The organism is Filimonas zeae (assembly GCF_014641615.1).
Classification (GTDB): Bacteria; Bacteroidota; Bacteroidia; order Chitinophagales; family Chitinophagaceae; genus Filimonas; species Filimonas zeae.
The window spans coordinates 248,813-273,416 of the sequence record NZ_BMIB01000001.1; the positions used below are offsets into that span (position 1 = coordinate 248,813).

At 46.5% G+C, this 24,604-nt stretch carries 20 protein-coding genes; 18 read left to right on the forward strand and 2 right to left on the reverse strand.

Annotation, left to right across the window (positions count from 1 at the left end):
* Positions 1 to 360: 360 nt before the first annotated feature.
* The 3 genes from IEY13_RS01120 (at position 361) to IEY13_RS01130 (ending at position 3,308) form a co-directional block, all read left to right on the forward strand.
* Complete coding sequence (locus IEY13_RS01120; RefSeq protein WP_188949835.1) at positions 361 to 1,779, forward strand: DUF1254 domain-containing protein; 1,419 nt, start codon at positions 361 to 363, stop codon at positions 1,777 to 1,779.
* Positions 1,780 to 2,070: 291 nt separating this feature from the next.
* Positions 2,071 to 2,988: a DnaJ C-terminal domain-containing protein gene (locus tag IEY13_RS01125; RefSeq protein ID WP_188949837.1), complete on the forward strand. Its 918-nt coding sequence runs from the start codon at positions 2,071 to 2,073 to the stop codon at positions 2,986 to 2,988.
* 11 nt (positions 2,989 to 2,999) lie between these two features.
* Positions 3,000 to 3,308 carry a chaperone modulator CbpM gene (locus IEY13_RS01130; RefSeq protein WP_188949839.1) on the forward strand — a complete coding sequence of 103 codons (309 nt, stop codon included), beginning with the start codon at positions 3,000 to 3,002 and terminating at the stop codon, positions 3,306 to 3,308.
* Positions 3,309 to 3,314: 6 nt separating this feature from the next.
* Here IEY13_RS01130 and IEY13_RS01135 read toward each other — a convergent pair whose 3' ends face one another.
* Complete coding sequence (locus tag IEY13_RS01135; RefSeq protein WP_188949841.1) at positions 3,315 to 4,106, reverse strand: hypothetical protein; 792 nt, start codon at positions 4,104 to 4,106, stop codon at positions 3,315 to 3,317.
* Positions 4,107 to 4,341: 235 nt separating this feature from the next.
* On the opposite strand from IEY13_RS01135, the gene IEY13_RS01140 reads away from it, so the two are divergent.
* Positions 4,342 to 4,875: a hypothetical protein gene (locus IEY13_RS01140; protein WP_188949843.1), complete on the forward strand. Its 534-nt coding sequence runs from the start codon at positions 4,342 to 4,344 to the stop codon at positions 4,873 to 4,875.
* A 49-nt stretch (positions 4,876 to 4,924) separates the two neighbouring features.
* Here the strand turns inward: IEY13_RS01140 and IEY13_RS01145 are convergent, their stop codons facing one another.
* Complete coding sequence (locus IEY13_RS01145; RefSeq protein ID WP_188949845.1) at positions 4,925 to 5,377, reverse strand: cold-shock protein; 453 nt, start codon at positions 5,375 to 5,377, stop codon at positions 4,925 to 4,927.
* Positions 5,378 to 5,928: 551 nt separating this feature from the next.
* On the opposite strand from IEY13_RS01145, the gene IEY13_RS01150 reads away from it, so the two are divergent.
* From IEY13_RS01150 to IEY13_RS01215, 14 genes are all read left to right on the forward strand, one after another.
* A complete protein-coding gene (locus IEY13_RS01150; protein ID WP_188949848.1) occupies positions 5,929 to 6,918 on the forward strand; it encodes a 2-hydroxyacid dehydrogenase in 990 nt (329 codons plus the stop codon).
* 3 nt (positions 6,919 to 6,921) lie between these two features.
* Positions 6,922 to 8,157: a multidrug effflux MFS transporter gene (locus IEY13_RS01155; protein WP_188949850.1), complete on the forward strand. Its 1,236-nt coding sequence runs from the start codon at positions 6,922 to 6,924 to the stop codon at positions 8,155 to 8,157.
* Between the two features lie 83 nt (positions 8,158 to 8,240).
* Positions 8,241 to 8,657 (forward strand): hypothetical protein, encoded by a 417-nt coding sequence (locus IEY13_RS01160; protein WP_188949852.1) that lies wholly within the window; start codon positions 8,241 to 8,243, stop codon positions 8,655 to 8,657.
* A 199-nt stretch (positions 8,658 to 8,856) separates the two neighbouring features.
* Positions 8,857 to 12,201, forward strand: a complete 3,345-nt coding sequence (locus IEY13_RS01165; RefSeq protein ID WP_188949854.1) for a SusC/RagA family TonB-linked outer membrane protein — start codon at positions 8,857 to 8,859, stop codon at positions 12,199 to 12,201.
* 20 nt (positions 12,202 to 12,221) lie between these two features.
* The gene (locus tag IEY13_RS01170) at positions 12,222 to 14,150 is read left to right on the forward strand and encodes a RagB/SusD family nutrient uptake outer membrane protein (protein WP_188949856.1); all 1,929 of its coding nucleotides are present in this window, start codon (positions 12,222 to 12,224) and stop codon (positions 14,148 to 14,150) included.
* 83 nt (positions 14,151 to 14,233) lie between these two features.
* Complete coding sequence (locus IEY13_RS01175; protein ID WP_188949858.1) at positions 14,234 to 15,877, forward strand: pectinesterase family protein; 1,644 nt, start codon at positions 14,234 to 14,236, stop codon at positions 15,875 to 15,877.
* 120 nt (positions 15,878 to 15,997) lie between these two features.
* Positions 15,998 to 17,272, forward strand: a complete 1,275-nt coding sequence (gene fucP, locus IEY13_RS01180) for an L-fucose:H+ symporter permease (RefSeq protein ID WP_188949860.1) — start codon at positions 15,998 to 16,000, stop codon at positions 17,270 to 17,272.
* 6 nt (positions 17,273 to 17,278) lie between these two features.
* A complete protein-coding gene (locus IEY13_RS01185) occupies positions 17,279 to 17,623 on the forward strand; it encodes an L-rhamnose mutarotase (protein ID WP_188949862.1) in 345 nt (114 codons plus the stop codon).
* A gap of 21 nt (positions 17,624 to 17,644) precedes the next feature.
* Positions 17,645 to 18,421: an SDR family NAD(P)-dependent oxidoreductase gene (locus tag IEY13_RS01190; protein WP_229687667.1), complete on the forward strand. Its 777-nt coding sequence runs from the start codon at positions 17,645 to 17,647 to the stop codon at positions 18,419 to 18,421.
* 13 nt (positions 18,422 to 18,434) lie between these two features.
* A complete protein-coding gene (locus tag IEY13_RS01195; RefSeq protein ID WP_188949864.1) occupies positions 18,435 to 19,289 on the forward strand; it encodes a fumarylacetoacetate hydrolase family protein in 855 nt (284 codons plus the stop codon).
* A gap of 6 nt (positions 19,290 to 19,295) precedes the next feature.
* Positions 19,296 to 20,132 carry an amidohydrolase family protein gene (locus IEY13_RS01200; RefSeq protein ID WP_188949866.1) on the forward strand — a complete coding sequence of 279 codons (837 nt, stop codon included), beginning with the start codon at positions 19,296 to 19,298 and terminating at the stop codon, positions 20,130 to 20,132.
* 11 nt (positions 20,133 to 20,143) lie between these two features.
* On the forward strand, positions 20,144 to 20,932 hold the full coding sequence (locus IEY13_RS01205) for an SDR family oxidoreductase (protein WP_188949868.1): 789 nt from the start codon (positions 20,144 to 20,146) through the stop codon (positions 20,930 to 20,932).
* A 24-nt stretch (positions 20,933 to 20,956) separates the two neighbouring features.
* Entirely contained in the window at positions 20,957 to 21,970 is a 1,014-nt protein-coding gene (locus tag IEY13_RS01210; protein ID WP_188949870.1) for a zinc-binding alcohol dehydrogenase family protein, read from the forward strand.
* Positions 21,971 to 22,393: 423 nt separating this feature from the next.
* Positions 22,394 to 24,586 (forward strand): fasciclin domain-containing protein, encoded by a 2,193-nt coding sequence (locus tag IEY13_RS01215; RefSeq protein ID WP_188949873.1) that lies wholly within the window; start codon positions 22,394 to 22,396, stop codon positions 24,584 to 24,586.
* Positions 24,587 to 24,604 lie beyond the last annotated feature (18 nt).

Genomic DNA, 24,604 nt, shown 5'->3' on the forward strand with positions numbered 1-24,604 from the left:
CTCTTCTGCATGGCTTTACAAGGCCGGTTGCAAAATTAACGCTCCATTTTTACGCTGCAACCCGTACTGTCTGTTTACATTATCAGGTGCTGAACCATTTTTTTACTACCGGTTTACCGTTACATAAACCGTTTTTGCTGCCATTCCCTGGTTTTGTGGCATAGAATATGCTGATATGCGGAAAACTTTCTCCCTGCCGCTACTTGTATTATTTATTAAATAATAAATATATTTTGTAATTTTAGCAGATTGTTGCGGATTAGCTGCATTGAAACGTAGATAAGATATACGAAAGGGAACTCTTGTCCGGAAAGGAACACTTCTGCCTGAATACATCACTGCTTTTAATATTCATTGCTTATGAATAAGGCTACCCTGTTGGTTATTGTTGCTACGCTGTTATCCTGCAATAGCGGCAACCCTCTTTTACAAAACCGTGAACAACCTGCGGAACAGCCGGCTGGTACCCATAAAGCAGACGATGCAGAAACTGTGCAGGCACTGCATGATGCATATGTAACTGTGTATCCGCTGGTGCTGATGGAAATGGCGCGCCGTTCTTTTGCCGGTGTAATGCGGGCATCTGCTAATAGTACAGCATGGCTTAACCATTTTGTGCATACCAGCGTGTACTCAGGTATGGCGCCGCAGCGCGTGGCTGAACCGGATGTAGACATGGTGTATTCCTCTGCCTTTACCAATGTAGCTGCTGAGCCCATGGTATTGCACGTGCCGGATCAGATGGGGCGTTATTATATGTTATTGCTGGTAGACGACTGGGGGCATGTGTTTAACACAGCAGCCACCCCCGGGGCAGCCAGCTTTTTAATTACCGCACCGGGCTGGCAGGGCACTGTGCCTGCGGGTATGAGCCACATAGCGGCGCCCTCTGCAAACGTATGGGTTGCAGGGCGCACACAGGTAAATGACCGTACGGATGCCGTAATTGTAAAATCGTTGCTGAACCGCTATTCCCTTACGCCTTTAAGTAGATGGGAGAAAGGAAAACAAGCGTCAGATGATAGTGAAATAACCACTGCAGCAGTTACTGCGCCTGAGAAGTTATTGCTGAATATGACACTGGAAAATGTGCTGCAACTGGCTAACGGGTTGATGCAGAAAACACCCCCTCACTGGGATGCTGAAACCCGTAGCCGCATGGCTGCTGTGCAGGTGGGGCCGGGAAAGAACTTTGCATTACCAGCCTGCAACAGCCAGTTAAAAGGCGCGCTGGCAGCTATACCTGCACAGGTGCAACAGGAAATGAATATAGCGGTGGCAGACAGCGGCAGCAATGGCTGGCGCACCATAAAACCCACCCTGTTGCAGCTTTTGCGTAGTATGGGGGCCGGTGCAGGCAGCAACTGTGTGTATATGGCCACCGGCTGTGATGCAGCGGGAAAAAATCTGCAGGGCAATAATGATTACCGGCTGCATATTGCAAAAGACCGTATACCTGCAGGCAGAGCTTTCTGGAGTATAACCCTGTACGGAAAAAATCATGAACTGATATCGAATAATATACAACGCTTTGCCATTGGCGATAGAGATAAGCTGCTGTATAACGAAGATGGCTCACTGGATATTCTTATACAACACCATGCCCCTGCTGCTGCCTGGCAGCATAACTGGTTACCTGCGCCGGAAGGCTTGTTTACGCTCAGCTTCCGGATATATGGGGTGCATAGCCAATCTGCAACAGAAAGCGCTTATATGCCGGCAGTAGAAAAGGTGTCAGACGCGCTTGCCTCTCGTTCGGGTACAGAAGCCCGCAGATAAAGGAGCTTTTGTGTAACCGTAACAAGTTGCTGGCTAAAGTATATAAAATTAATTTTATTAGTGTTTTACCGGAAGTTGGGTGGTACCTCTGGGGGTTGAGTTCGCCCGTTTCACCGTTCCCTGGGTTTTCATAGTCAAATAATACCTGCCTGGCATAATCCTGTGCCGGGCATGCTTTTATTGCCCCGATGTCAGAAACCTGACATCAGAATCTGCAATAATGACAACTCTGTGCCTGCACTGCTGCTGGATCACTTTTTGTAAATTAGCATAGCGAAAGAAATGACAAGTATGGCAGACTTTATTGATTATTATAAGATTCTGGGGTTGGATAAAAGTGCAACGGATGAGGATATTAAAAAGGCCTACCGTAAGCTGGCGCGTAAGCACCACCCGGATCTGAACCCGGGCAATGCTGAAGCGCAGAAGAAATTTCAGCAGATTAACGAAGCCAATGAAGTACTGAGCGATCCGGAAAAGCGTAAAAAATACGATCAGTACGGCGAAAACTGGAAACATGCCGATCAGTTTGAGCAGGCCCGCAGCCAGGGCGGCTATGGAGGGCAAGAATTCGGAGGTGGCCAGGGGGGCGGTTTTGAGGGCTTTGGAGGTTTTGAACAGGGCGGCAGTGGCTTCTCCGACTTTTTTGAGAACCTTTTTGGCAGAAGCCGTGGCGGCGGAGGAAGAGGCGGTAATGGCCGTTACCGCGGAGAAGACATGAATGCCACCCTGCAACTGAACCTTACGGAGGTGTATGCTACTCAGAAACAGGTAGTTACCATCAACGGTAAAAGCCTCCGTATTACCATTCCCGCCGGAGTGGAAGACGGGCAGGTGATTAAGCTGAAAGGACATGGCCATCCCGGTGTTAACGGCGGCCCTTCGGGCGATTTATATATTACCTTCCAGATATTAAACAACACTACTTTCAGCCGTACCGGAAACGATTTGCAAACCACAGTAGAATTGCCGTTGTATACTGCAGTGTTGGGAGGGGACGTGATGCTGGATACTCCGGGCGGAAAAATCAAACTGAAAGTGCAGCCCGAAACACAGAATGGCACGAAAATACGCCTGAAAGGAAAAGGCTTTCCGGTATATAAACAGGAGGGCAGCTTTGGAGATCTGTTTGTAACCTATTCTATAAAAATACCCGTTGGCTTAACGGAGCAGCAGAAAGAGTTGTTTCGTCAGCTGGCGGCTTTGTAAAACCGCAGATTATGGAAAATGCAGATTGGATACCGGCCGATGATTTCTGTAGTTACCACCAGGTGTCACTGGCTTTTGTGAGTGAGCTGGCCTATGCCGGACTGATAGAAATAACCGTAGTTGACCAGCAGCAATGTATACCTGTTAACCAGCTGCGTGAACTGGAAAGGTTTACCCGCCTGCATGCGCAACTGGGTATTAATGAAGAGGGGGTGGAAGCTATTGCTCACCTGCTGCACCAGGTAGATGTGTTGCAAAAAGAAGTACACCAGCTGCGTCAGCAACTGAACTGGTATCAGCAGGGTGGGTTACCGCACTAGCGCACACTAACTCACTTTTACTATCCTGGCGCAGCCTTTCCCTCTTTCAGCTTTAATACTGCCGTTGTTACCCGGCTGCCCCATTTCCATTCCTATTGAAATTATCAGGGCTTCGTCATCGGCAGGCACCGCAAGGGCCTGTAGCTGCAACACCTGAGCGGGCATTGCCTGGCCGGTTTTATACCAGGCAGTTGTATGCAACGGAAAATGTGCATGCAGCGGCTCTGTTGCGCCTGCAAACCGGTTGTTTTGCCAGGTAACATCTTTTGCTGTTGACAGTGTAGCCACCACGCGGAACATTGGGTTATTCCAGGGAATATGAAAATTCAAACCCGGCATCAGTGCGGGCAGGTGTATTGCAGCCTCTCCGCTTTCACGGTTTACCACGCAGGCTATGCCTGGTTTTATAATATCTCCCAGCCGATGGGTTTTATTCAGATCAAACCCTTCCAGCATAGCGCCGTAACGGGTAAGCAAAATAGCCCGTTGCCCCAGATCACCTTCCGTATTCAGCTGCTGCAGTTTACGTACTGCCCCGTTCAGGTGCGGTGCAAAATTGTGGTCGCTTAAATGTTTCAGCGATAGCAGGGCGCGGTGCAACGCTTTACCAGCTATTACACAGCCGGAAAATTCAGCGCAATTGCGGCGCGTCATCTCAAACTGCGGGGCTGTTTTAATTTTTTCTTTTGTTGCACCGCCTTTGGTGCGTAAAATAATTCCGCTCGCGCCCTTCATGGTGTAGGCAGAAACATCTCCTAATCTGCCCTTAAAAAGAATCTCACTGGTTAGTTTAGCCATGGCAAGGTATGTTTTGATACTACCCTCGGTAACACTTCACTGCACCAAAATGTTCAGATAACCCATAAATAAGCCGTAGGTAAGGCAGAGATAACCCAGTTATTAAAAGACTGGGTTATCACCGGGTTATTACTGGGTTATCACTGGGTTATCCTCTTTAAAAAGCACCTTTTGCCTATAGCGGAGGCAGATAATAGCAGGGGGCTTATATTTGTGCATCACCAATTATATAACCATGAAATATTTGTTTGCTGCCGTTTGTGGCCTGATGCTCGTTAGTTGTAACGGAAATAACAGCGGGCAGGAAGCGGCAGCTACCCAGGCAGATTCCACCACCAGCGCAGAAAAAACACCGGAAGTAGAGCAGGTAGCAGTAACCCCACAGGATAAACCCGCAGAAGGGCAATATTGCTTTATTGAAAAAGTGTATGAAAAGGAAGGGGTGGCATATATAGATGCCGACTATATTCAGTTTCTGATGGGCAAGGCGGCCGTTACAGCGGCCCGTAAGAAAGGAGATGCAGAGCCACTGGTACGCAATGGCGATACTACCTGGTCGGTACCCAACGATTATTATATTCTGAATGAAAACAGGAAAATAAGAACGCTGGCGTTACAGCCCGGTTTCCGGTTGGTTACCGTAAAACAACCCGGAGATGTTCCGGGAGTGGAGTATCTGAAAAAATATGCAAAAGACGCAGTGTTTATACTTACACTGGATGCTGCAGACAGTACTGTTACGCAGATAAAAGAGCAGTATCTGCCATAAGCCAGGCCTAAAGGCTGGCTTATGGAGCCCGCAGGTGCGACTGTTAAAACTAAGCCGGTTTTACTGAAACAGCCTGTGGGCCTTTATGCCCCATAGTTACTTCAAAATTTACTTTGCTGCCTTCGGCTATGCGACCCTGTACATCGTTTACATGCACAAAAATGCTTTCCTGTGTAAGGGAGTCTTTAATAAAACCGTAGCCTTTAGAACCGTTGAAGTGGGTTACTGTTCCCGTTCTTACCGTGGGCAGTTCTTCCGTGTCTTCCTGACGCGACACGCCTATCTGAATTTCTTCCAGACTTACTTCTTTTCTTTTAGATGGATCGGGTGGGGTATCAATGATATTCCCGTTCTCATCAATATAGGCCATCATATCTTCCAGGCTTTTTCCTTTTTGAGAATTGGCCTGACGTTCAGCTTTCTTTTCCTGTTTTTCCTGTAATTTCTGGGCTTTCTTTTTTTCTTTTTCTTTTTTGTTGAAGGATTCCTGTGATCTTCCCATGTTTTATTGTACTGTTTTTGGTTTAAATTGTTTAACACCGCCGGTAACTACATTGTTGTAATTGCCGGAGTAGACAATGCATTCAGGTTTCATCCTTTGTCAGGTGACTGTGGCAAAAAGCAGGAGTTCAGGAAAGTTGACGGTTAGCCAGCAATCAGTCACTTACAATATGCCGATACATTACTACGGGATACAATAAAAATAGTTCAAAAAAACGGGATGGCGTTATTTTTTAGTAAACCAGAACAGAACGGCCAGCCATACCAGGCCTTTTATCAGAAAAAACAGGAATCCCCAGAAACCGATCCGCTTTAGCCAGAGCGTAAAACGGCTTTTCGGTTGTTCTTGTACTTCGGACATGATTATCTGTAAATTTTATGTAAGGTACAATTGTCATAGAAATGTCATAAATCCGGAAGGGAAAAGAATTTACCTTTTCGGGAAAAATCCGCACCTTAAAAAACGCTTCTGTATAAAGGATTGGTTAACAGGGTACGGAATGCATTTTGCTGACCTATCTTTATTAAGAACAAACACCAAAAAGTGCAGTTATGAAAGTATTTGTTACCAATGTTATTCCACAGGTTGGTGTAAACCTGCTGGAAGAGGCCGGGTTGGAATTAACGCAATGGACGGAAAAACGGAAATTATCGGGGGAGGAGCTGGTAGCACATTGTAAAGGGTATGATGCGGTGCTTTGTGTAAGCAATCAGCTGGACGCTGCTTTTTTTGAAGCCTGCCCGCACCTGAAAGTGGTGGCGTTGCATTCAGTAGGTTATGATAATGTAGATGTACAGGCGGCTACCCGGGCCGGTATTCCGGTAGGCAATACCCCGGGCGTACTCAGCGATGCTACTGCCGAAACCGCTTTTTTACTAATGATAGCCACTGCGCGCAAAGCATTTTATCTGCATAAGAAAATTCTGAATGGTAACTGGGGCTTTACAGAGCCTACGGCCGATCTGGGTATATCGCTGGAGGGCAAAACCTTAGGGGTATACGGACTGGGTAAAATAGGATTTGTAATGGCACGTAAATGTGCGGCTGCTTATAATATGAAGGTAATTTACCACAACCGCCACCGGAATGTAGAGGCCGAAGATGCACTGAAGGCGGTAAAGGTTTCTTTTGAAGAGTTGCTGGAGCAGAGTGATGTATTATCGGTGCACACCGCACTAACGCAGGAAACCAAAGGCATGTTTAATAAGCAGGCTTTCGGGCGGATGAAGCCTTCAGCCATATTTATTAATACTGCACGGGGAGGTATTCATAACGAAGCAGACCTTACAGAAGCTTTGCAGAAAGGTATTATCTGGGGGGCGGGGCTGGATGTAACCAACCCGGAGCCTATGGATAAAGATAATCCGTTGCTGCAAATGCCTTCTGTATGTATATTGCCGCATATAGGGTCGGCTACGGTAGAAACACGGGATGCCATGGCTACCCTTGCCGCCCGTAATATAATTGCCGGGTTACGTAACGAGCGTTTGCCATACATTGTTAATCCGGAGGTGTATACCCATACACCTGCTAATTCATAAAACTTGAACAAAGAATATACGCGCAGCAGGTATTTTTTTCTGATTTTAATACTGGGCTCGCTTACTGCCCTGGGGCCTTTTTCTATTGATATGTATCTGCCGGGTTTTCCGGCTATTGCCAAAGATCTGCATACCGATGTGGAGCGGGTGGGCTTGTCTTTATCCAGTTATTTTATCGGTATTTCTGCGGGGCAGTTGCTGTATGGCCCGCTGTTAGACCGGTTTGGACGTAAAAAGCCGCTGTATGCCGGGTTGGTACTGTATATACTGGCCACCTGGGCCTGTATGTTATCCGGCTCGGTTGAAAACCTGATTGCCGTACGTTTTATACAGGCGATTGGCAGTTGTGCAGCAGCGGTTACTGCCATGGCTATGGTGCGCGATTTGTTTCCGGTAAGCGAAAATGCAAAAGTGTTTGCGTTGCTGATGCTGGTGGTGGCAGCCTCGCCTATGATTGCCCCAACAGTGGGTGGTTATGTAACCAATGCTTTTGGCTGGCATGCTGTTTTTGGCGTACTGTTGTTACTGGGTGCAGTAATACTGGTGGCTGTGTTTTTCTTTCTGCCGGAGAGTTATCCGCCAGACCCTTCTTACTCCCTCAAACCAGGGCCTATACTGGCAAGTTTTCGTACGGTAATAAAAGAGCCGCAGTTTTATACGTATGCTTTTACGGGTGCTATAGCGTTTTCCGGGCTGTTTGCCTATGTATCCGGCTCGCCCAAAGTATTTATGGATATTTACCGGGTGTCTGAAAAGGCATACGGGTGGATTTTTGCAGGTTTATCTGTGGGCCTTATCGGTGCCAGCCAGGTAAATACCCTATTACTACGCTGGTTTCGCAGCCAGCAGATTGTACTGGCTGCGCTGGCAGGGCAGGTGGTAACAGGTGCTGTGTTTGTGGTGGCGGCTGCGGCTGGTTGGTTGCAGCTGGAAAGCACGCTGGTATTGCTGTTTTTGTTTTTATGTTGCCTGGGGCTGGTAAACCCCAATACTGCGGCGCTTACCCTGGCGCCTTTTACCCGTAATGCCGGCAGCGCCTCGGCGCTGATGGGGGCGCTGCAAATGGGCGTGGGTGCGCTGGCCTCCGTAGGGGTAAGTGTGTGGAAGGCGCATTCGTTAATACCTATGGCTGCTATTATGGCCGTTTCTGCCGCGCTGGCGCTGGGTACCCTGCTGGCCGGGCGCCGGAAAATTACACAGGAAGTGGATGGCGGCAGCGGAACCGCAGTATTGCATTAACAAATTGGATAATTCTCGTTAACTTGCCGCCCTGGCAGGCTTTTGAGAACCCTAATCCAACATTAAATTACCTGGTATAACAGATGTCCGTTGAAATTGATGACATAAGAATAGAACAACTGGTAGCTGCCTATCAGAAAACAGAAGATTCTATTGTAGAGGAAGCGGAAAACGATCCCCTTTTATTGCTGGATATTCAGGAGAACCTGGAGCAGTTGATACTGCTTACTGCTGAACTGATGGAAGGCTGGGATGCGTTTTTTGAGAATCTGGACGATCATGAAACCACAGAGTACTTTATAAAACTTTCTCCTGCGCTGGAAGCTTCTGAGCAGATTATGGAGTTGATTCAGAAATACCATCTGAAACGTGGCGACATAAAAACCTTTTACCGCCGCCTGAAACCAGAGGTAAAAGATTTTGCCAAAGCCATGAAAAAGCTGCTGAAAGACACTATTAATCCCGATGATATAGAGGATGAGGACGACGAAGACGAATAGTGGTTTTTATGATGTGTTGTTAGTTGGTTCTAACTTGTGTATTTGATATAACTATCCTGCTCTGTCCCGGAAACGTTTGCGTAGAATTTCGTAGGAAGTTGTTATAAAATTGCTAACTCTGCAATCGGTTGTTGCTTCTACTCTTATAGCCATATGAGCTGACTGCAAACCAAAACTTTCTAACTTAATCGCTTGTTGTATGAAAAAATCGACCTTGCTTGTCGGGTTTATTCTATTTACGTGTGCGCTATATGCACAAACACGCTCTCTGAAAGGAAAAGTTACCGACGAAAAGAATGCTCCGCTTCCCGGCGTAAGTGTGGTACTTAAAGGTGGTGGTACTGGTACCCAAACCAATGATTCCGGAGAGTTTACTTTAAAAACTTCAAAAACAGGAACGGTAGAGCTGGTGTTCAGTTACACAGGCTACAAAATGATTACTGTACCTACAGACGGTTCAAAAGATGTTTTTGTTAAGCTGGACCGTGAGGCCAACGATCTTAACGACATTGTGGTGGTAGGTTACCAGACGGTAAGAAGAAAAGACCTTACTGCCTCTGTATCTTCTGTAGGTGCCAAAGATCTGAAAGACATTCCGGTGAACTCCGCAGCAGAAGCACTGGCAGGCCGGCTGGCAGGTGTACAGGTAAGCGTATCAGAAGGTGCTCCCGGTGCGGATGTAGATATTTATGTTCGCGGCCGCAACTCTATTACACAAAGTGGCTCTCCTTTATATGTAGTAGATGGTGTGCAGATGGAAAATGCCCTGAACGTATTATCTCCGCAGGATATTGAGAGTGTAGACGTATTGAAAGATGCGGCTTCTACCGCTATTTATGGTGCCAGAGGTTCTAACGGTGTGGTGATTATTACCACCAAAGGCGGCAAAAATACAGGTGGTAAAACCACTGTTACCTATAATGGTTTTGTAGGTATGAACAAGCTGAGTAAAAATCTGGATATGATGGACCCGTATAACTTTGTACTGTATCAGTACGAAAGGGCGAAGTATACAGAGAATCCTACTGATACCAGCATAGCAGCACAGTACATCAAAAGAATGGACAACTACGATACCATTGCACGTACTTACAGCAATTATGTTAATCCTATTGACTGGCAGGATAAAATGATGGGCAGAAATGCGTTGTTTACTTCACACAACATCAGCGTATCGGGCGGTACTGCTACAACACAATATAACCTCAGTACTACTTATAATAAGCAGGAAGGTTTGCTGTTGAATTCTGATTTTACCAGAAAGCTGCTGAACTTCCGCTTTGATCATAAGGCGAGTGAAAAGGTAAAAGTAGGTTTTAATGTAAGATATAACGATCAGTCTGTTACAGGCGCAGGTACTTCGGATGTAGGCGGGGCAGGTTCTAACAGACTGCGTCAATACACCCGTTACCGTCCGCTGGTATTACCCGGCCAGACCGAAGATTTTTACGATGCTACGCTGGATGCTAACAACCCTGGTAATGGCTTAAACCTGCTTAACCCCATTCAGTTAATGAATGCGGAGTATCGCAGAAGAAATACAGTAGCGTATAACTTTAACGGTTATGTAAATATCAGTTTAAGCAAAAGGTTATCATTCAGAAGCACTTTTGGGTATGATGTAAATGCGCCTGAAACAAAGTCGTATGATGATACGCTTACTGCCAATGCCAGAGCCTGGAGTCGTATGCCTATTCTTACATGGACCAACGCTACCATTAAAACCATTAACAACTCTAACGTATTCACGTATAGCAATCCTTCGTTGTATAATTCCAAACATGGTTTAGATGTATTGGCAGGTCAGGAAATTTATGAATATAAATACGCGGTTAAAAGCCAGGAAGTCCGTTATTTTCCTGTAGGCACCAAGCCTGATATTGCGTTTGCCAACCTCACGCTGGCAAGCCCTCCATCTGGTTTTGCACAGCCTAAACCTTCCAGTTCGGAGTACACCAACAGGCAATTATCTTTCCTGTCAAGGATTAACTATAATTACAATAAAAAATATCTGTTAACCCTTAACTTCCGTGCAGATGGCTCTTCGCTGTTTGGGCCTAACTATTCCAGCGTGGTAGCGCTGTCTGATTCTACCAACAGAAAGTGGGGGTACTTTACATCCGGTTCGGTTGCCTGGAGAATTTCGCAGGAGAAGTTCTTCCAACCGCTTACGTTTATTAATGATGCCAAAATCCGCTTTAGTTACGGACAGGCCGGTAATAACCGTATTAACCCCTATGGCTTTACTACCGGTTATGTGGTACCCACCAGTGCCGGCTACGGTTTAAATGATGTACTGGCTTATACTTTAACGCCGCCCAACCGTTTGGGCAACACCAATATTACCTGGGAAACTACTATTTCACGTAACCTGGGTTTTGATCTGAGCTTTCTGAACAACAGGGTTAACCTAACTGTGGATATGTATGTAAATACTACCAACAGGCTGTTGGTAGACAACGCTATCCCTGCTACATCGGGTTATAGTACCCAATATCAGAACGTAGGCAGCACCCGTAACAAGGGCCTGGAAATTCAGTTGAGTGGTACTGTGATGCGTAAGAAAGATTTTAACTGGAACTCTACCTTCAATATCTCTTTCAACAGAAACAAAATTACCAGCCTGGGCAACCAGAAACAATTCCTGGCCAACTCCGGCTGGTTCAGCAGCACCGGTAACCCGGCAGATTACCTGCTGAGAGTAGGTGATGAAGTGGGTTCTATGTATGGTTTACAGGTGGATGGTTTTTACACAGTAGATGATTTTGATGCAACACCTTATACCGGTTCGTATGCTGCCAACTATCCTAATCTGGGTTATCAGTACACGCTGAAAAAAGGATTACCCAACCCGGCAGCTGTATTGGCTGATTTTGTACAGCCCGGTCAGATTAAATACCGCGATGTAAACGGAAGTGGCGCTGTTACCCTGGATAGCGATCGTGTGGTAATTGGCCATGCGCTGCCTAAATTTACCGGTGGTTTTAATCAGCAGTTTACCTGGAAGAACTTTGATATGAGTGTGTTTGTAAACTTTGTATATGGCAACAATGTATACAACGCCAACAAGCTGGAGTATTCCAACGCTTATGGTGTAGATGCAAACATGCTGGCAACTATGAACGACCGCTGGAGGGTGATTGATGGTAGTGGTAACCTGGTGCAGAAGCAGCCTACGAGCGGCCTTGTAATTGGTGTAGCGCCGGAACAGCTGAGGGCTTTGAATGCCAATGCTAAAATATGGACGCCTATCAGAACCACTACGGGCTTCTACCCAAGTTCTTATGCCATTGAAGATGGTTCATATCTGCGTATCAATAACATAACGCTGGGTTACACCTTACCCAGGAGTATACTGAACAGGGTTAAGCTGGCGTCCGTTCGCTTTTACGGCACCCTTAATAACGTAGCTACTATTACAGGTTACTCCGGCTACGATCCGGATGTAAGTACCAGAAGAGGCAATCAGCTTACTCCTGGTGTTGACTATGCGGGTTATCCGCGCGGCCGCAGTTATATTTTCGGTGTAAACGTATCCTTCTAACTTGTTCAAATTGCCAGAAAATGAAAAAGATTCAATTCTCCATAAAAAATTGCCTGGTACTGCTGGTTGCAGCAGGCCTGCTTACCACCTCCTGTAAAAAATATTTATCACCCGAGCCGCTGTCCACCTTTGACCCCAGTGTAGCTTTTGGCAGCATGGTAAATGCAAAAGCATCTTTAATGGGCGCTTATCTGTCGCTGGCGGGTGATTATGGTTACGGTATCCGTGCCAGTGTGTATTACCCGTATGATACAGATGAAATACTGGGAGGCGGTGCAGGGCGCGATCAGTCGCGCCACCAGATTGCGCACTATCTGCTGGCAGCTGGTAATGCAGATATTGTTAACTCGTTTAACCAGTTTTATGTAGGTATAGAACGGGCCAATCAGTGTATTTACTATATTCCCCGCATGCCGGAGTACAATGGTGGAGGCACTGCCGACAAAGCAGAGTTGCGTAGAATGCTGGGAGAAGCACTGGTTTTGCGTGCCCAGTATTATTATGAAATTGTAAGAAACTGGGGTGATGTGCCTGCGCAGTGGTTCCCTTCTGCTATTACGCCCAACCTGTTTATTGACCGGACTGACAGGGATACTATTTATGGCCGCATATTAGGCGACCTGGCAGAAGCTAAAGGCCTGATGCCCTGGCGTACTGCCGCAGCAGCAGATGAACGCTTTACCAAAGGTGCGGCTATGGCGTTACGTGCAAAGGTGGCCCTGGCGCGCGGTGGATACTCTTTACGCATGAACGGTAATATGGAGCGCCGCCCCGATTACCTGGACTATTATAAAATTGCGCGCGACGAGTGTGCAGAGCTGATGAGCAACCGCAGTCAGCACACGTTGCTGCCTAGTTATGTAAGCATCTGGAAAGATTATATTGATGCTCATAAGGCTACCGATGCAGCCGGCGAGATTATTATGCAGGCCGCTATGGCCAACGGTACTGCCAGCGACAGTAAGCTGGGTATTCAGAATGGTACCAGAATTAACGGGGTAGGTGGTGCGTTAGGACAGGTATTACCCACCTTCTTTTACCAGTTTGATTCCACCGATGTACGCCGGGATATTACCTGTGTACCTTTTGAAATAATACAGGATGTATATGGCAAAGGACGTGCGAGTAATGGTATTTATGATGGTAAGTTTCGCAGAGACTGGGTTACCAACCCAAGCTTCTACTTCAGCTCCGGTGTAACTACCGGTACCGTACCTGTTACACTTACCGGTGCTTCCAACTCTTCTTTACAGAATATGCAGATAAACTGGCCTTTGATACGGTTTGCAGATGTGTTGCTGATGTATGCGGAGGCAGTGAACGAAATTAATGGTGCGCCTGATGCAGATGCTATTGCAGCATGGCGCGAGGTGAGTCTGCGCGGGCATGGCGGTAACGCTGCCCTGCTGCCTGCGGTACCTGGTGATAAAGAAGGCTTTTTTAAACTGCTGGTAAGAGAGCGTTTACTGGAGTTTGGTGGCGAAGGCATTCGTAAGTATGATCTGATTCGCTGGAATATGCTGGGTAAAGCACTGAGCGAAACCAAAAGCAACCTGGCAGCACTGGCAGCCGGTACAGCTATGACGGCGCCTACTTATATGGCAGCGCCTCCGGCTTATACTTTAACAGGTGCTCTGCCGCAGTATATGTATTACTATACATATCGCAGGGTTGCAGGAGACAGTGCAGTACAGGCTTCCAGGCTCTGGGCTCATTCTTTCTACAAACCCACTCCTTCCCCTGTTCCTAAAGATTCAACGGTGGCAGGCTTTCCCACCTTTACTAATAGCAACCGGGTTAACTGGACTAAAACTGCCAATCTTACTACCAGCTTTGTAGATTATTTAGGAGCAGGTTTTGTTACTGGTAAGAGTGAGTTGTTCCCCATACCTACAGCTACGCTGGATGCGAATCCTGCTTTGCAAAACAAAAACAATCCTGGTTATTAAACCGGATGTTTCTGAAGCTGTCAATATATCACATCGCCGGGCTGTTATTGCCCGGCGATGTATTTTAATATAAATCTCACTATATGCAGATTGGTATTTCAAAGAAATGGATGGGGGTATTACTGTTGGCGCTTTGCGCGTTTGCGCTGCCGCCAAAACAGAAGATAAGACTGTGGATGATTGGCGATTCTACGATGGCCAATAAACAACCGAAAGCGTATCCTGAAACGGGATGGGGTATGGCATTGGGACAGTTTTTTGATGAAACAGTAGAAGTGCATAACCATGCGCAGAATGGCCGCAGTACGCTTTCGTTTATCAATGAAAAACGCTGGCAGGCGGTGCTGGATAGCATGCAGGAAGGAGATTATGTGTTTATTGAGTTTGGCCATAACGATGAAAAGATAGACAAGCCCGGTGTGGGAGTAACCCCGGCGGATTATGGTATAAACCTCAGCCGTTTTGTACAGGAGGCCAGGGCTAAAAAAGCCATACCGGTATTGCTTACCCCTATTATGCGCCGCAGCTATAAAGAAGGTGTGCTGTTTGATTCACATGGGGCTTATCCGCCTGTAGTGAGAAGAGTGGCAGACAGTCTGCGGGTGCCGCTGATTGATATGCACCTGAAAAGCGAAGCACTGATTAACGGTATGGGAGAGGAAGGCGCCAAAAAGCTGTTTAACTATGTGGAGCCTGGCGATAAAAACTATCCCAACGGTAAAAAAGATGATACGCATTTCAGTGTGTTTGGTGCTACCGCCATGGCAGAGCTGGCCGTACAGGGAATGAAAGAGTTAAAGCTGGACCTGGTAAAAAGGCTGGTGAAAAAGAAGTATGATTTTGTGGTGGCAAAGGATGGTAGCGGCCAGTTTTCTACCGTACAGGAAGCGATTAATGCTGTGCCGGATATGCGTAAAAGCGAAACGGTAATTTTTATTAAAAACGGCGTGTATAAAGAAAAGCTGGTGCTGGCAGAAAGTAAGAATATGGTAACGCTGATAGGGGAAAGTACAGACAGTACTATTATTACCAATGATGACTATGCCGGTAAAAAGAATATACTGGGTGAACCCATGGGTACTTCCGGTTCCTCCGGCTTTTATATTTACGGCAAAGATTTTACCGCCAGCAATATCACCTTTCAAAATTCAGCCGGTCCGGTAGGGCAGGCGGTAGCGGTGTTTGTGGCGGGAGACAGGGCGCGGTTTAACAACTGCCGCTTCCTGGGCTTTCAGGATACCTTGTATACCTATGGCATAGAAAGCAGGCAATACTATAATCACTGTTATATAGAGGGTACGGTAGATTTTATTTTTGGCTCCTCTACCGCGGTGTTTGATTACTGTACCCTGTACTGCAAAAAGGGCGGCTATATTACGGCAGCCTCTACGCCGCAACAAAAGCCTTATGGTTATGTATTCAGGCATTGCACCATTACCGGCAGCGCAGGTGCAGGTACCTATTTGCTGGGGCGGCCGTGGCGGCCTTATGCCAGAACAGTGTTTCTGGAATGTAACATAGGTAACCAGGTAAAAGCGGCCGGATGGGATAACTGGGGCAAGGCCGAAAACGAAAAAACAGCGTACTATGCTGAATTCCGGAATACGGGTGAAGGGGCAGCCACCGCGCAGCGGGTTGCCTGGAGCCATCAGCTTACCGATGCAGAAGCAAAATTGTATTCTTTGAGCAATATTTTTGGCGATTGGGTGGTGGAAAATGCCAATTAGGTTGAATAACTGGTTAATCTGCTTTGAATAGCCATGCGGCTTTCTCTGTTAATTTGTGAGCCTTTACTGCGTAAAGGCTTTATTTTTAGGGATATCATCCCTATTTTATAACATTGCTATATGAATAATAAAAAGAACCAATACCTCTTCCCCCTGATACTGATTACCTCCCTGTTTTTTCTGTGGGGAATAGCACACAAATTCAATCCTATTCTGATACCGCATTTGAAAAGAGCTTGTCAGCTGAACGATTTTCAGTCTTCCTTAATTGACTCTGCTTTTTTTATTGCTTACTTTCTGATAGCCATTCCTGCTTCGCGTATTATGCAGAAGATTGGGTATAAGGGGGGCATTATCATTGGGCTGTTGCTGTTTGCCAGTGGCGCCTTTTTGTTTTATCCTGCAGCGGCATGGCGTAGCTACAGCTTTTTTCTGTTTGCGCTGTTTGTAATTGCCAGCGGTTTAACGTTTCTGGAAACTGCTGCCAACCCCTATGTAAACGAACTGGGCGATCCGGCTGGCGCTACCACCCGTATCAACTTTGCCCAATCGTTTAACGGACTTGCACAGTTTGTGGCTCCCTTTCTGGGCGGCCTTTTTATATTAACCGGTAACCATTTAACCGATGCGCAAATGAAGGCCATGCCACCGGCAGAACTGGATGCGTATTTAACCCGGGAAGCCTCTACCGTTCAGGTGCCTTACCTGATAATAGGCTTTGTGGTGTTGCTGGTGGCTATTTTGTTATGGAGAACCAAACTGCCGGAAATTAATGAGGAAGCAGATGCAGACCTGGAGGTAAAAGGTTCTATTCTGAAAGAGAAAAACCTGGTGTTTAGTGTAGTTGCGCAGTTTTTTTACGTGGGTGCGGAAGTGGGCGTTTCCAGCTTCTTTATCCGTTATGCAGGTTATACCAATGGTATTGAAGAAAAGGCCGCCGCACACCTGCTGGCTGGAGCATTGGTAGGCTTTATGGCCGGCCGCTTTATAGGTACCTTTCTGATGAGTTATGTTAAACCTTATGTATTACTGGCTATTTACAGTGTTGCCAATGTGGCTTTGCTGATAGTGGCATTTACTGTAGGCGGTAAAATGGGGTTATATGCGCTGATGGGTGTACAGTTCTTTATGTCAATCATGTTCCCCACCATATTCTCACTGGGTATACGTGGGCTGGGTAATAAGCGCAAACAAGGTGCTTCGCTGATTATTATGGCTATTGTGGGCGGCGCAGTCATTCCTGCAGTAATGGCGCAGGTATCAGATGCCAATAATGGAAATATTCAGCTGGCTTATAGCATTCCTGTAATCAGCTTTATTGTAATACTGTTGTTTGCTTTAAGTCAGGCTAAAATTAAAACGGCTGACGAAGGCAAGGTGCAAATGGCGCATTAATATACTATGCAGAAACATTGTCTGGCGCTGGACCTGGTAGATGATCCGGTGCTGATTGCAGAATACGATGCCTGGCATAAGGCAGTGTGGCCGGAAGTACTGGAAAGTATTACGGCGGCGGGTATAACGGAAATGGAAATATACCGTGCTGGTAACCGCTTGTTTATGATAATGACAGTGGCGGATGATTTTGATGCAGCAAAAAAAGCGGAGGCAGATGCTGCCAATGCGAAAGTGCAGGAGTGGGAGGCGCTGATGTGGAAATACCAGCAGGCAATACCGGTGGCAAAGCCGGGAGAGAAATGGGTTACTATGCAGCAGATTTTTTCGCTGGCAGTACAACGGAAATAACAACGATATAAAAAGCGAGATATGGCAGGAACCATTTTCAGTTTACACAACAAGGTAGCGGCGGTTACCGGAGGCGGAAGCGGAATAGGAAAGGCGGTTGCTTTATTGTTTGCAGCCCAGGGCGCGCATGTGCACGTACTGGACCTGAATGAGGAGAACGCAGCGGCAGTGGTAGCAGAAATTACAGCAGCGGGTGGCCAGGCAACCGGGCATGTAGTGAATGTAACAAAGCAGAAAGAGGTGATTGCGGTGTTTGAGAAAATTGCCACGCCACATATACTGGTAAACAGTGCCGGTGTATCGCACATTGGTAAACTGGAAAATACGCCGGAAGAAGACTTTGACCGTATTTATGAGGTAAATGTAAAGGGTACTTATAACTGCCTGTATGCAGCGGTACCGCTGATGAAAAAAGCAGGTGGGGGTGCTATTCTGAATATGGCTTCTATTGCAGCGGCGGTAGGTATACCCGATCGCTTTGCTTACTCTATGAGCAAGGGAGCGGTGTATGCTATGACACTTTCGCTGGCCAAAGATTATATTAAAGATGGCATCCGTTGTAACTCTATTTCTCCGGCAAGGGTACATACACCGTTTGTAGATGGTTTTCTGGCTAAAAACTATCCGGGTAAGGAGCAGGAAATGTTTGAAAAATTATCGCAGACGCAGCCTATTGGCAGAATGGCAAAGCCGGTTGAAATAGCTGGTTTAATTCTATACCTGTGTTCTGATGAGGCTTCTTTTATTACGGGATGTGATTACCCTATTGATGGTGGATTTATTAAACTGAACAATTAAAAGCGATAGATACATGAAACTGATTCGATTCGGCGAACTGAATAAGGAAAAAGCAGCGGTGCTGCTGGATGGCAAAGTATATGATGTATCGGCCATTAACGAAGATTACAATGAGCAGTTTTTTGAAACAGGTGGTCTGGAGCGATTGAAAGCTTTTGTTGAAAAGAATCGTGCTTCCTTAGTGGAAGTACCGGCTGGTGTGCGCCTGGGTAGCCCTGTAGCACGCCCTTCCAAAATAGTATGTATTGGCTTAAACTATGCCGACCATGCTAAGGAAACCGGTGCTGCCTTGCCTCCGGAGCCGGTAGTGTTTATGAAATCTACTACGGCCCTTTGCGGTCCGCAAGACAATATTATGATTCCCCGTAATTCCGTAAAAACCGATTGGGAAGTGGAACTGGCGGTAGTAATAGGAAAGAAAGCTTCTTATGTAGACGAAGCAGAGGCGCTGGATTATGTGGCCGGATATACATTACATAACGATGTAAGCGAAAGAGAATTTCAGATAGAGCGCAACGGTACCTGGGATAAAGGGAAAGGTTGTGATACGTTTGCCCCTATGGGGCCCTGGCTGGTTACTAAAGATGAAGTGGCAGATGTGGATAGCCTGCGTTTGTGGCTTACGGTGAATGATGTGAAGATGCAGGATGGCAACACTTCCAACTTCATTTTCAAAATACCTTTTCTGGTATCGTATGTGAGCCAGTTTATGACGCTGTTACCGGGTGATGTAATTTCTACCGGTACCCCTGCTGGTGTGGGCCTGGGTATGAACCCTCAGGTATACCTGAAAGCAGGTGATGTGGTAAAGCTGGGCATTGATGGCCTGGGCGAAGCGGAACAGAAAGTAGTGGCCTGGAAAAAATAAAGCAACATGTCTTTACGTATAGATGCGCATCAGCACTTCTGGCAGTTTGATCCCGTACGGGATAGCTGGATTACCGATGATATGAAGGTGATACAGCGGGACTTTTTAGCAAAAGACCTGCACCCGGTGCTGGAAGCGAACGGGTTTGACGGCTGTGTACTGGTACAGGCGGATCAGTCAGAGGCCCAGAACGATTTTATGCTGCAGCAGGCTGCCAATGCACCTTTTATCAAAGGCATTGTGGGTTGGGTAGATTTACAATCGCCCGATGTACAGCAACGGCTGGAGTATTACCGTCAGTTCCCGCTGATAAAAGGATTCAGGCATGTATTACAGGGCGAGGCTGACAGGCAACTGATGCTGCGCCCGGCTTTTATGAAGGGTATAGCAGCTTTACAGTCGCATCCCTATACGTATGATATATTAATATTTCCTGATCAGCTGCCTTATATCCCTCAACTGGTAGAAGCCTTTCCCCATCTGCGTTTTGTAATAGATCATATCGCCAAGCCGCTGATAAAAAAAGGAGAGGTGGCAGACTGGAAAAAAGATATGGAAGCCGTGGCCCGCTACCCGAATGTATATTGTAAAGTATCGGGCATGGTAACAGAGGCCGACTGGCAACGCTGGACGGAAGCTGATTTTACACCTTATCTGGATGTAGTAACCGGTGCATTTGGAATGCAGCGGTTGCTGTACGGATCTGACTGGCCGGTGTGCCTGGTGGCAGGTTCGTACGAAAGAATGCTGGGTATTGTGCAGGCTTATTATGCACGCTTTTCTGCAGAGGAACAGGCGGCATTTTTCGGCGGCAACGCTACCCGTTTTTATCAACTAGCTTAATCAGATCAGTTATGGATCTTCAATTAAAAGATAAAGTCATCATTGTAACCGGTGGCGCCAAAGGAATAGGAGAAGGTATTGTAAAAGTACTGGCGGCAGAAGGCGCTATTCCCGTGGTAGTAGGCCGTAAGGCAGAAGACAACCTGGTAGTAGTACGCGCCGTAGAAGCGGCTGGTGGCAAAGCTTACCAGGTAGCTGCGGAACTGAGTGTGCCGGCTGAGTGCGAGAAAGCCGTAAAAGAAGTGATTGCACAGCTGGGGCGTATTGATGGCCTGGTGAATAATGCGGGTGTAAACGATGGGGTAGGCCTGGAGCATGGTAATTATGAGCGGTTTATGGAAAGCTTGCATAAGAACGTGGTGCACTATTATCTGATGGCGCATTATGCTTTGCCTGAGCTGAAAAAAACAAAAGGTGCTATTGTAAATATTACTTCCAAAACAGCAGAAACCGGCCAGGGTAATACCTCTGCGTATGCTGCTGCCAACGGAGGCCGTAATGCTTTAACCCGCGAGTGGGCAGTGGAACTGCTTAAATATGGTATACGTGTAAACGCAGTAGTGGTGGCTGAATGCTGGACACCTGCTTATGATACGTGGATTAAAACCCTGAGCAATCCGGAAGAAAAGCTGAAAGAGATTAACGGTAAAATTCCGTTGGAAAACAGAATGACTACTGCAGAAGAGCTGGCTAATACCACTGCTTTTCTGTTATCAGAAAGATCCAGTCACACTACCGGTCAGCTGATACATGTTGACGGAGGATATGTGCACCTGGACAGGGCACTTGCAAACGCATAGAAAACAGAAAGGAGAGAAATTAGTATGAAGGCTTTAGTCTGCACCACACCCGGCAGTTTTGAATATCAGGAAACAGCTGTACCGGTACCTGCCCCGGGCGAAGTATTGTTACGTATTAAACGTATTGGCATTTGCGGTACCGACCTGCATGCTTTTGAAGGTACGCAGCCTTTTTTTGCATACCCGCGTATACTGGGCCATGAGCTGGCTGCGGAGATTGCAGATGCCAATGGTGCGGAAGGTTTTGCACCCGGTGATGCGGTAACGCTTATTCCTTATTTTAACTGCGGTAACTGTATTGCCTGCAGACGAGGTTTACCCAATTGCTGTACCAGCATTAAGGTGTGTGGCGTACATATAGATGGTGGCATGCGGGAATACCTGAACGTACCTGCTTATTCGCTGATTAAAGGTGAAGGCCTTTCGTTTGATGAACTGGCTCTGGTAGAACCGCTGGCTATTGGTGCCCACGGTGTACGCCGTGCCGGTGTGGAAGCCGGTGAGTTTGTACTGGTAATTGGTGCCGGCCCCATTGGTTTAGGCATTGCTGAGTTTGCATGTATTGCAGGCGGGCAGGTAATTGTAATGGATATTAACGAAAACCGTTTACAGTTTTGTAAAGAGAAACTGGGCATTACCCATGTGGTAAACGCTGCCGCGGCAGATGTAACAGAACAGTTGCAGCAGATTACCGGTAATGATATGCCTACGGTGGTAATAGATGCTACCGGTAGCTTAAAGGCTATTAATAATGCTTTTCAATATATGGCACATGGCGCGCGGTATGTGCTGGTAGGTTTGCAAAAAGGCGATATCAGTTTCAGTCATCCTGAATTTCATAAAAGGGAGGCCACGCTGATGAGCAGCCGTAATGCTACCCGTGAAGATTTTAATCATGTAATGGCCTCTATGAAACAGGGCCTGGTTAACCCCGCTACCTATATAACCCATCGTGTTGATTTTGAGCAAACTGCACAGGAGTTTGCCGGTTGGTTAAATCCGGCGAACGGTGTAATTAAGGCGATGGTTACCTGCTAATCGCCGCTTTTTAGCGGTGATGGCAGGATGCAGCAGGACAGTTGAAGAAAACCCGACTCCTATCTTTACTTTGTCAAGGAAATGTTATAAATATGAATTTGACGGTATTCGATTGCGATTGTGAGACCCAAACTATTTCTTAACTGCTTTATCAACTGTTTTGCTGTATGAATTGTAAAAGTACTTCCCGAACAAAGAATGAATGGCTGATAAGGTCGTCGTACAGGCGATGCTTTTCTGTTTCCGTAATGGACTATAGCGGCCGGAACTGCTGTTAAACCTGCGCAGGCAGGTGTTGCAGTTTATTGCTACCCCGTAGTGAAAAGGGATTGTTGTGCGTATGACTGAGGGTATTCCGTATGCCGTCCTGGCAATGTTGTGTACTTATACTATCAATATTTCAATTTTTACACTGTTTGCATTATGAACAGATTTTTCCGAAGCTTGCTGTTGCTGTCAGCCATATCCTGTTTGGCGGTAAACTGCCGTAAGAAGATATGGGATGACTACTACGGCCGCCCTGAATCCCTGGAGCCTCCTATTTACCAGGTACTGCAATCCAAAGCAAATTTTAAAACTTTACTGGCCTGTATAGACAAGGCAGGGTATACCAAAACCTTAAACAGTGCGGGATACTGGACCTTGTTTGCGCCCACCGATTCTGCTTTTGCCGTGTATCTGCAGCAGTCTGGCATTGGAAGCGTTGACAAGATGACGGAAGCCACTGCACAGCAGATTGTGCGTTTTTGCCTGGTATACAATGCTTTTAACACCGACCGGCTGGATGATTACCAAAGTAACGCAGGTTGGGTGGCAGACAATGCCTTCCGCCGCCGTACTGCTTATTACGATTTGTTTGATACGGTGGTGCTGAACGGTACCAGCATGGTTACTGTTGCTTCTAACAGAAATGCCGGTTACAGTTCTGCAGATAATAACAATAAGTATATTACTTATTTTACCGATGCTTATTTTAAAGCAAAGGGCATAACAGATGCTGATTATAAATACTTCTATCCCAATTCAGTTTACAGGGGATTAAACGTAATGGATGCTGCTATTACGCAAACCAATATTCCTGCTGAAAACGGGGTGATTCACGTGGTAGATAAAGTGTTGCAATCGCAACCCTCTATTGAGCAGCACCTGGAAGCGCAAGGCAGATACAGCGTGTTCCGCGGTCTGCTGGAGCGCTATACTACCAGCTATGTGGAAAGCCTGGAAGCAACCGACCGCTACAATGTGCTGTATGGCGGAAACAGTAAAGTATCTATTAAATTTTACACGCCTTTGCTGGGCTTTTCTCCCAATAACGAAAACTATCTGAAAGCGCAGGATAACGACGGACAATCTAACTGCTGGACAATGTTTGCGCCGGAGAATGATGTACTGGTGCCTTACCTGAAGAATGTAGTACTGGAGCATTATAACCGTGATACGGCCAATTTAAACAGAGTACCTATAAATGTGTTGCTTGATCTGTTAAACTCCTACATGTATCAGATGCCTGTATGGCCTACCCAGTTTGCCAAGTCAGGTAACTTTTTAGGGGAAGAGCCACGTTTTAACTCCGCTTCTGATATTATAGAAAAGCGGGTTTTAAGTAACGGATTTTTTTATGGAACTAAAAAGGCGCAGGAAACCAATAACTTTTCTACGGTGTTTGGCCGTCCTTACCTCGATCCTTCCTACTCATTAATGTCGCGCTTACTGGAGGGGGAACTGAAACAGCTGATTACCAACCCTAAGATAAAATACGATTTATTTATGATGTCGGATGCGGCCATCCGGAATCTGGGTTTTGACTGGGACTCCAAATCGAATGCGTGGGTAGCTACCAGAACAGGTATGCTGGGCGCAGGCGATCCTAAAGGTACGCTGATGCGTATTATTAATCATTGTGTGGTGCCACGTCGTTCACGTCCGTTCAATCCGCTTTCCGGTCAGGGTATTGTAGAAGGTAATGGCGGTGAAATGTTCCGTTACGACAATGGTAAAGTATATGCGGCAGGAAACATAGACAGCAGCCGCCCGGTTACTATAACCCAAACGGTACCCATGAATAACGGGAATGTATATTATACCGATGGGTTGCTGTACTTCTCTGCCAAGCCTGTAGGTAAAAGGCTGGAAGAGCTTGCGGCCTCTCCCTCTTCTCCTTACTACAGTTTTTTTCAGTATCTGAAAAATTCAACTTTATATAATGCCGGCACTTCTGCTATATCAGGCGTTGCACTGGGCTTTATAGGGTCTTTCCTTATTCCGGATAATGCCGCTATTGCGGCGGCTGTAAGCGACAAGCTATTGCCGGCAGTAGTTAACCCAACGGATGCAGCAGATAAAGAAAAGGTGGCCCGGTTTATTCAATACCACATTATTAAAAAATCGGTGATTGCCAATGGCACACAGGATGCCAGCAGCGCAGAAACATTGTACCGCTCACTGCAAACAGATAGAGTAGGGTATGTGGTAATACACGATCCTGCAAATGACGCCAGCCTTTCGTTTACCGATGACCGCGAACGTAATATCAGTATTGACCCGGCTAATAGCTATGTGCTGGCTGACAGGATTATCATTCATTCGTTGAAAGGTTACCTGTATTATCAAAATTAATTACTCAGACAACATTCG

Coding starts and splice junctions, on each gene's coding strand:
- IEY13_RS01120 (WP_188949835.1), top strand. CDS start 361: ATGAATAAGGCTACCCTGTTGGTTATTGTTGCTACGCTGTTATCCTGC.
- IEY13_RS01125 (WP_188949837.1), top strand. CDS start 2,071: ATGGCAGACTTTATTGATTATTATAAGATTCTGGGGTTGGATAAAAGT.
- IEY13_RS01130 (WP_188949839.1), top strand. CDS start 3,000: ATGGAAAATGCAGATTGGATACCGGCCGATGATTTCTGTAGTTACCAC.
- IEY13_RS01135 (WP_188949841.1), bottom strand. CDS start 4,106: ATGGCTAAACTAACCAGTGAGATTCTTTTTAAGGGCAGATTAGGAGAT.
- IEY13_RS01140 (WP_188949843.1), top strand. CDS start 4,342: ATGAAATATTTGTTTGCTGCCGTTTGTGGCCTGATGCTCGTTAGTTGT.
- IEY13_RS01145 (WP_188949845.1), bottom strand. CDS start 5,377: ATGGGAAGATCACAGGAATCCTTCAACAAAAAAGAAAAAGAAAAAAAG.
- IEY13_RS01150 (WP_188949848.1), top strand. CDS start 5,929: ATGAAAGTATTTGTTACCAATGTTATTCCACAGGTTGGTGTAAACCTG.
- IEY13_RS01160 (WP_188949852.1), top strand. CDS start 8,241: ATGTCCGTTGAAATTGATGACATAAGAATAGAACAACTGGTAGCTGCC.
- IEY13_RS01165 (WP_188949854.1), top strand. CDS start 8,857: ATGAAAAAATCGACCTTGCTTGTCGGGTTTATTCTATTTACGTGTGCG.
- IEY13_RS01170 (WP_188949856.1), top strand. CDS start 12,222: ATGAAAAAGATTCAATTCTCCATAAAAAATTGCCTGGTACTGCTGGTT.
- IEY13_RS01175 (WP_188949858.1), top strand. CDS start 14,234: ATGCAGATTGGTATTTCAAAGAAATGGATGGGGGTATTACTGTTGGCG.
- fucP (WP_188949860.1), top strand. CDS start 15,998: ATGAATAATAAAAAGAACCAATACCTCTTCCCCCTGATACTGATTACC.
- IEY13_RS01185 (WP_188949862.1), top strand. CDS start 17,279: ATGCAGAAACATTGTCTGGCGCTGGACCTGGTAGATGATCCGGTGCTG.
- IEY13_RS01190 (WP_229687667.1), top strand. CDS start 17,645: ATGGCAGGAACCATTTTCAGTTTACACAACAAGGTAGCGGCGGTTACC.
- IEY13_RS01195 (WP_188949864.1), top strand. CDS start 18,435: ATGAAACTGATTCGATTCGGCGAACTGAATAAGGAAAAAGCAGCGGTG.
- IEY13_RS01200 (WP_188949866.1), top strand. CDS start 19,296: ATGTCTTTACGTATAGATGCGCATCAGCACTTCTGGCAGTTTGATCCC.
- IEY13_RS01205 (WP_188949868.1), top strand. CDS start 20,144: ATGGATCTTCAATTAAAAGATAAAGTCATCATTGTAACCGGTGGCGCC.
- IEY13_RS01210 (WP_188949870.1), top strand. CDS start 20,957: ATGAAGGCTTTAGTCTGCACCACACCCGGCAGTTTTGAATATCAGGAA.
- IEY13_RS01215 (WP_188949873.1), top strand. CDS start 22,394: ATGAACAGATTTTTCCGAAGCTTGCTGTTGCTGTCAGCCATATCCTGT.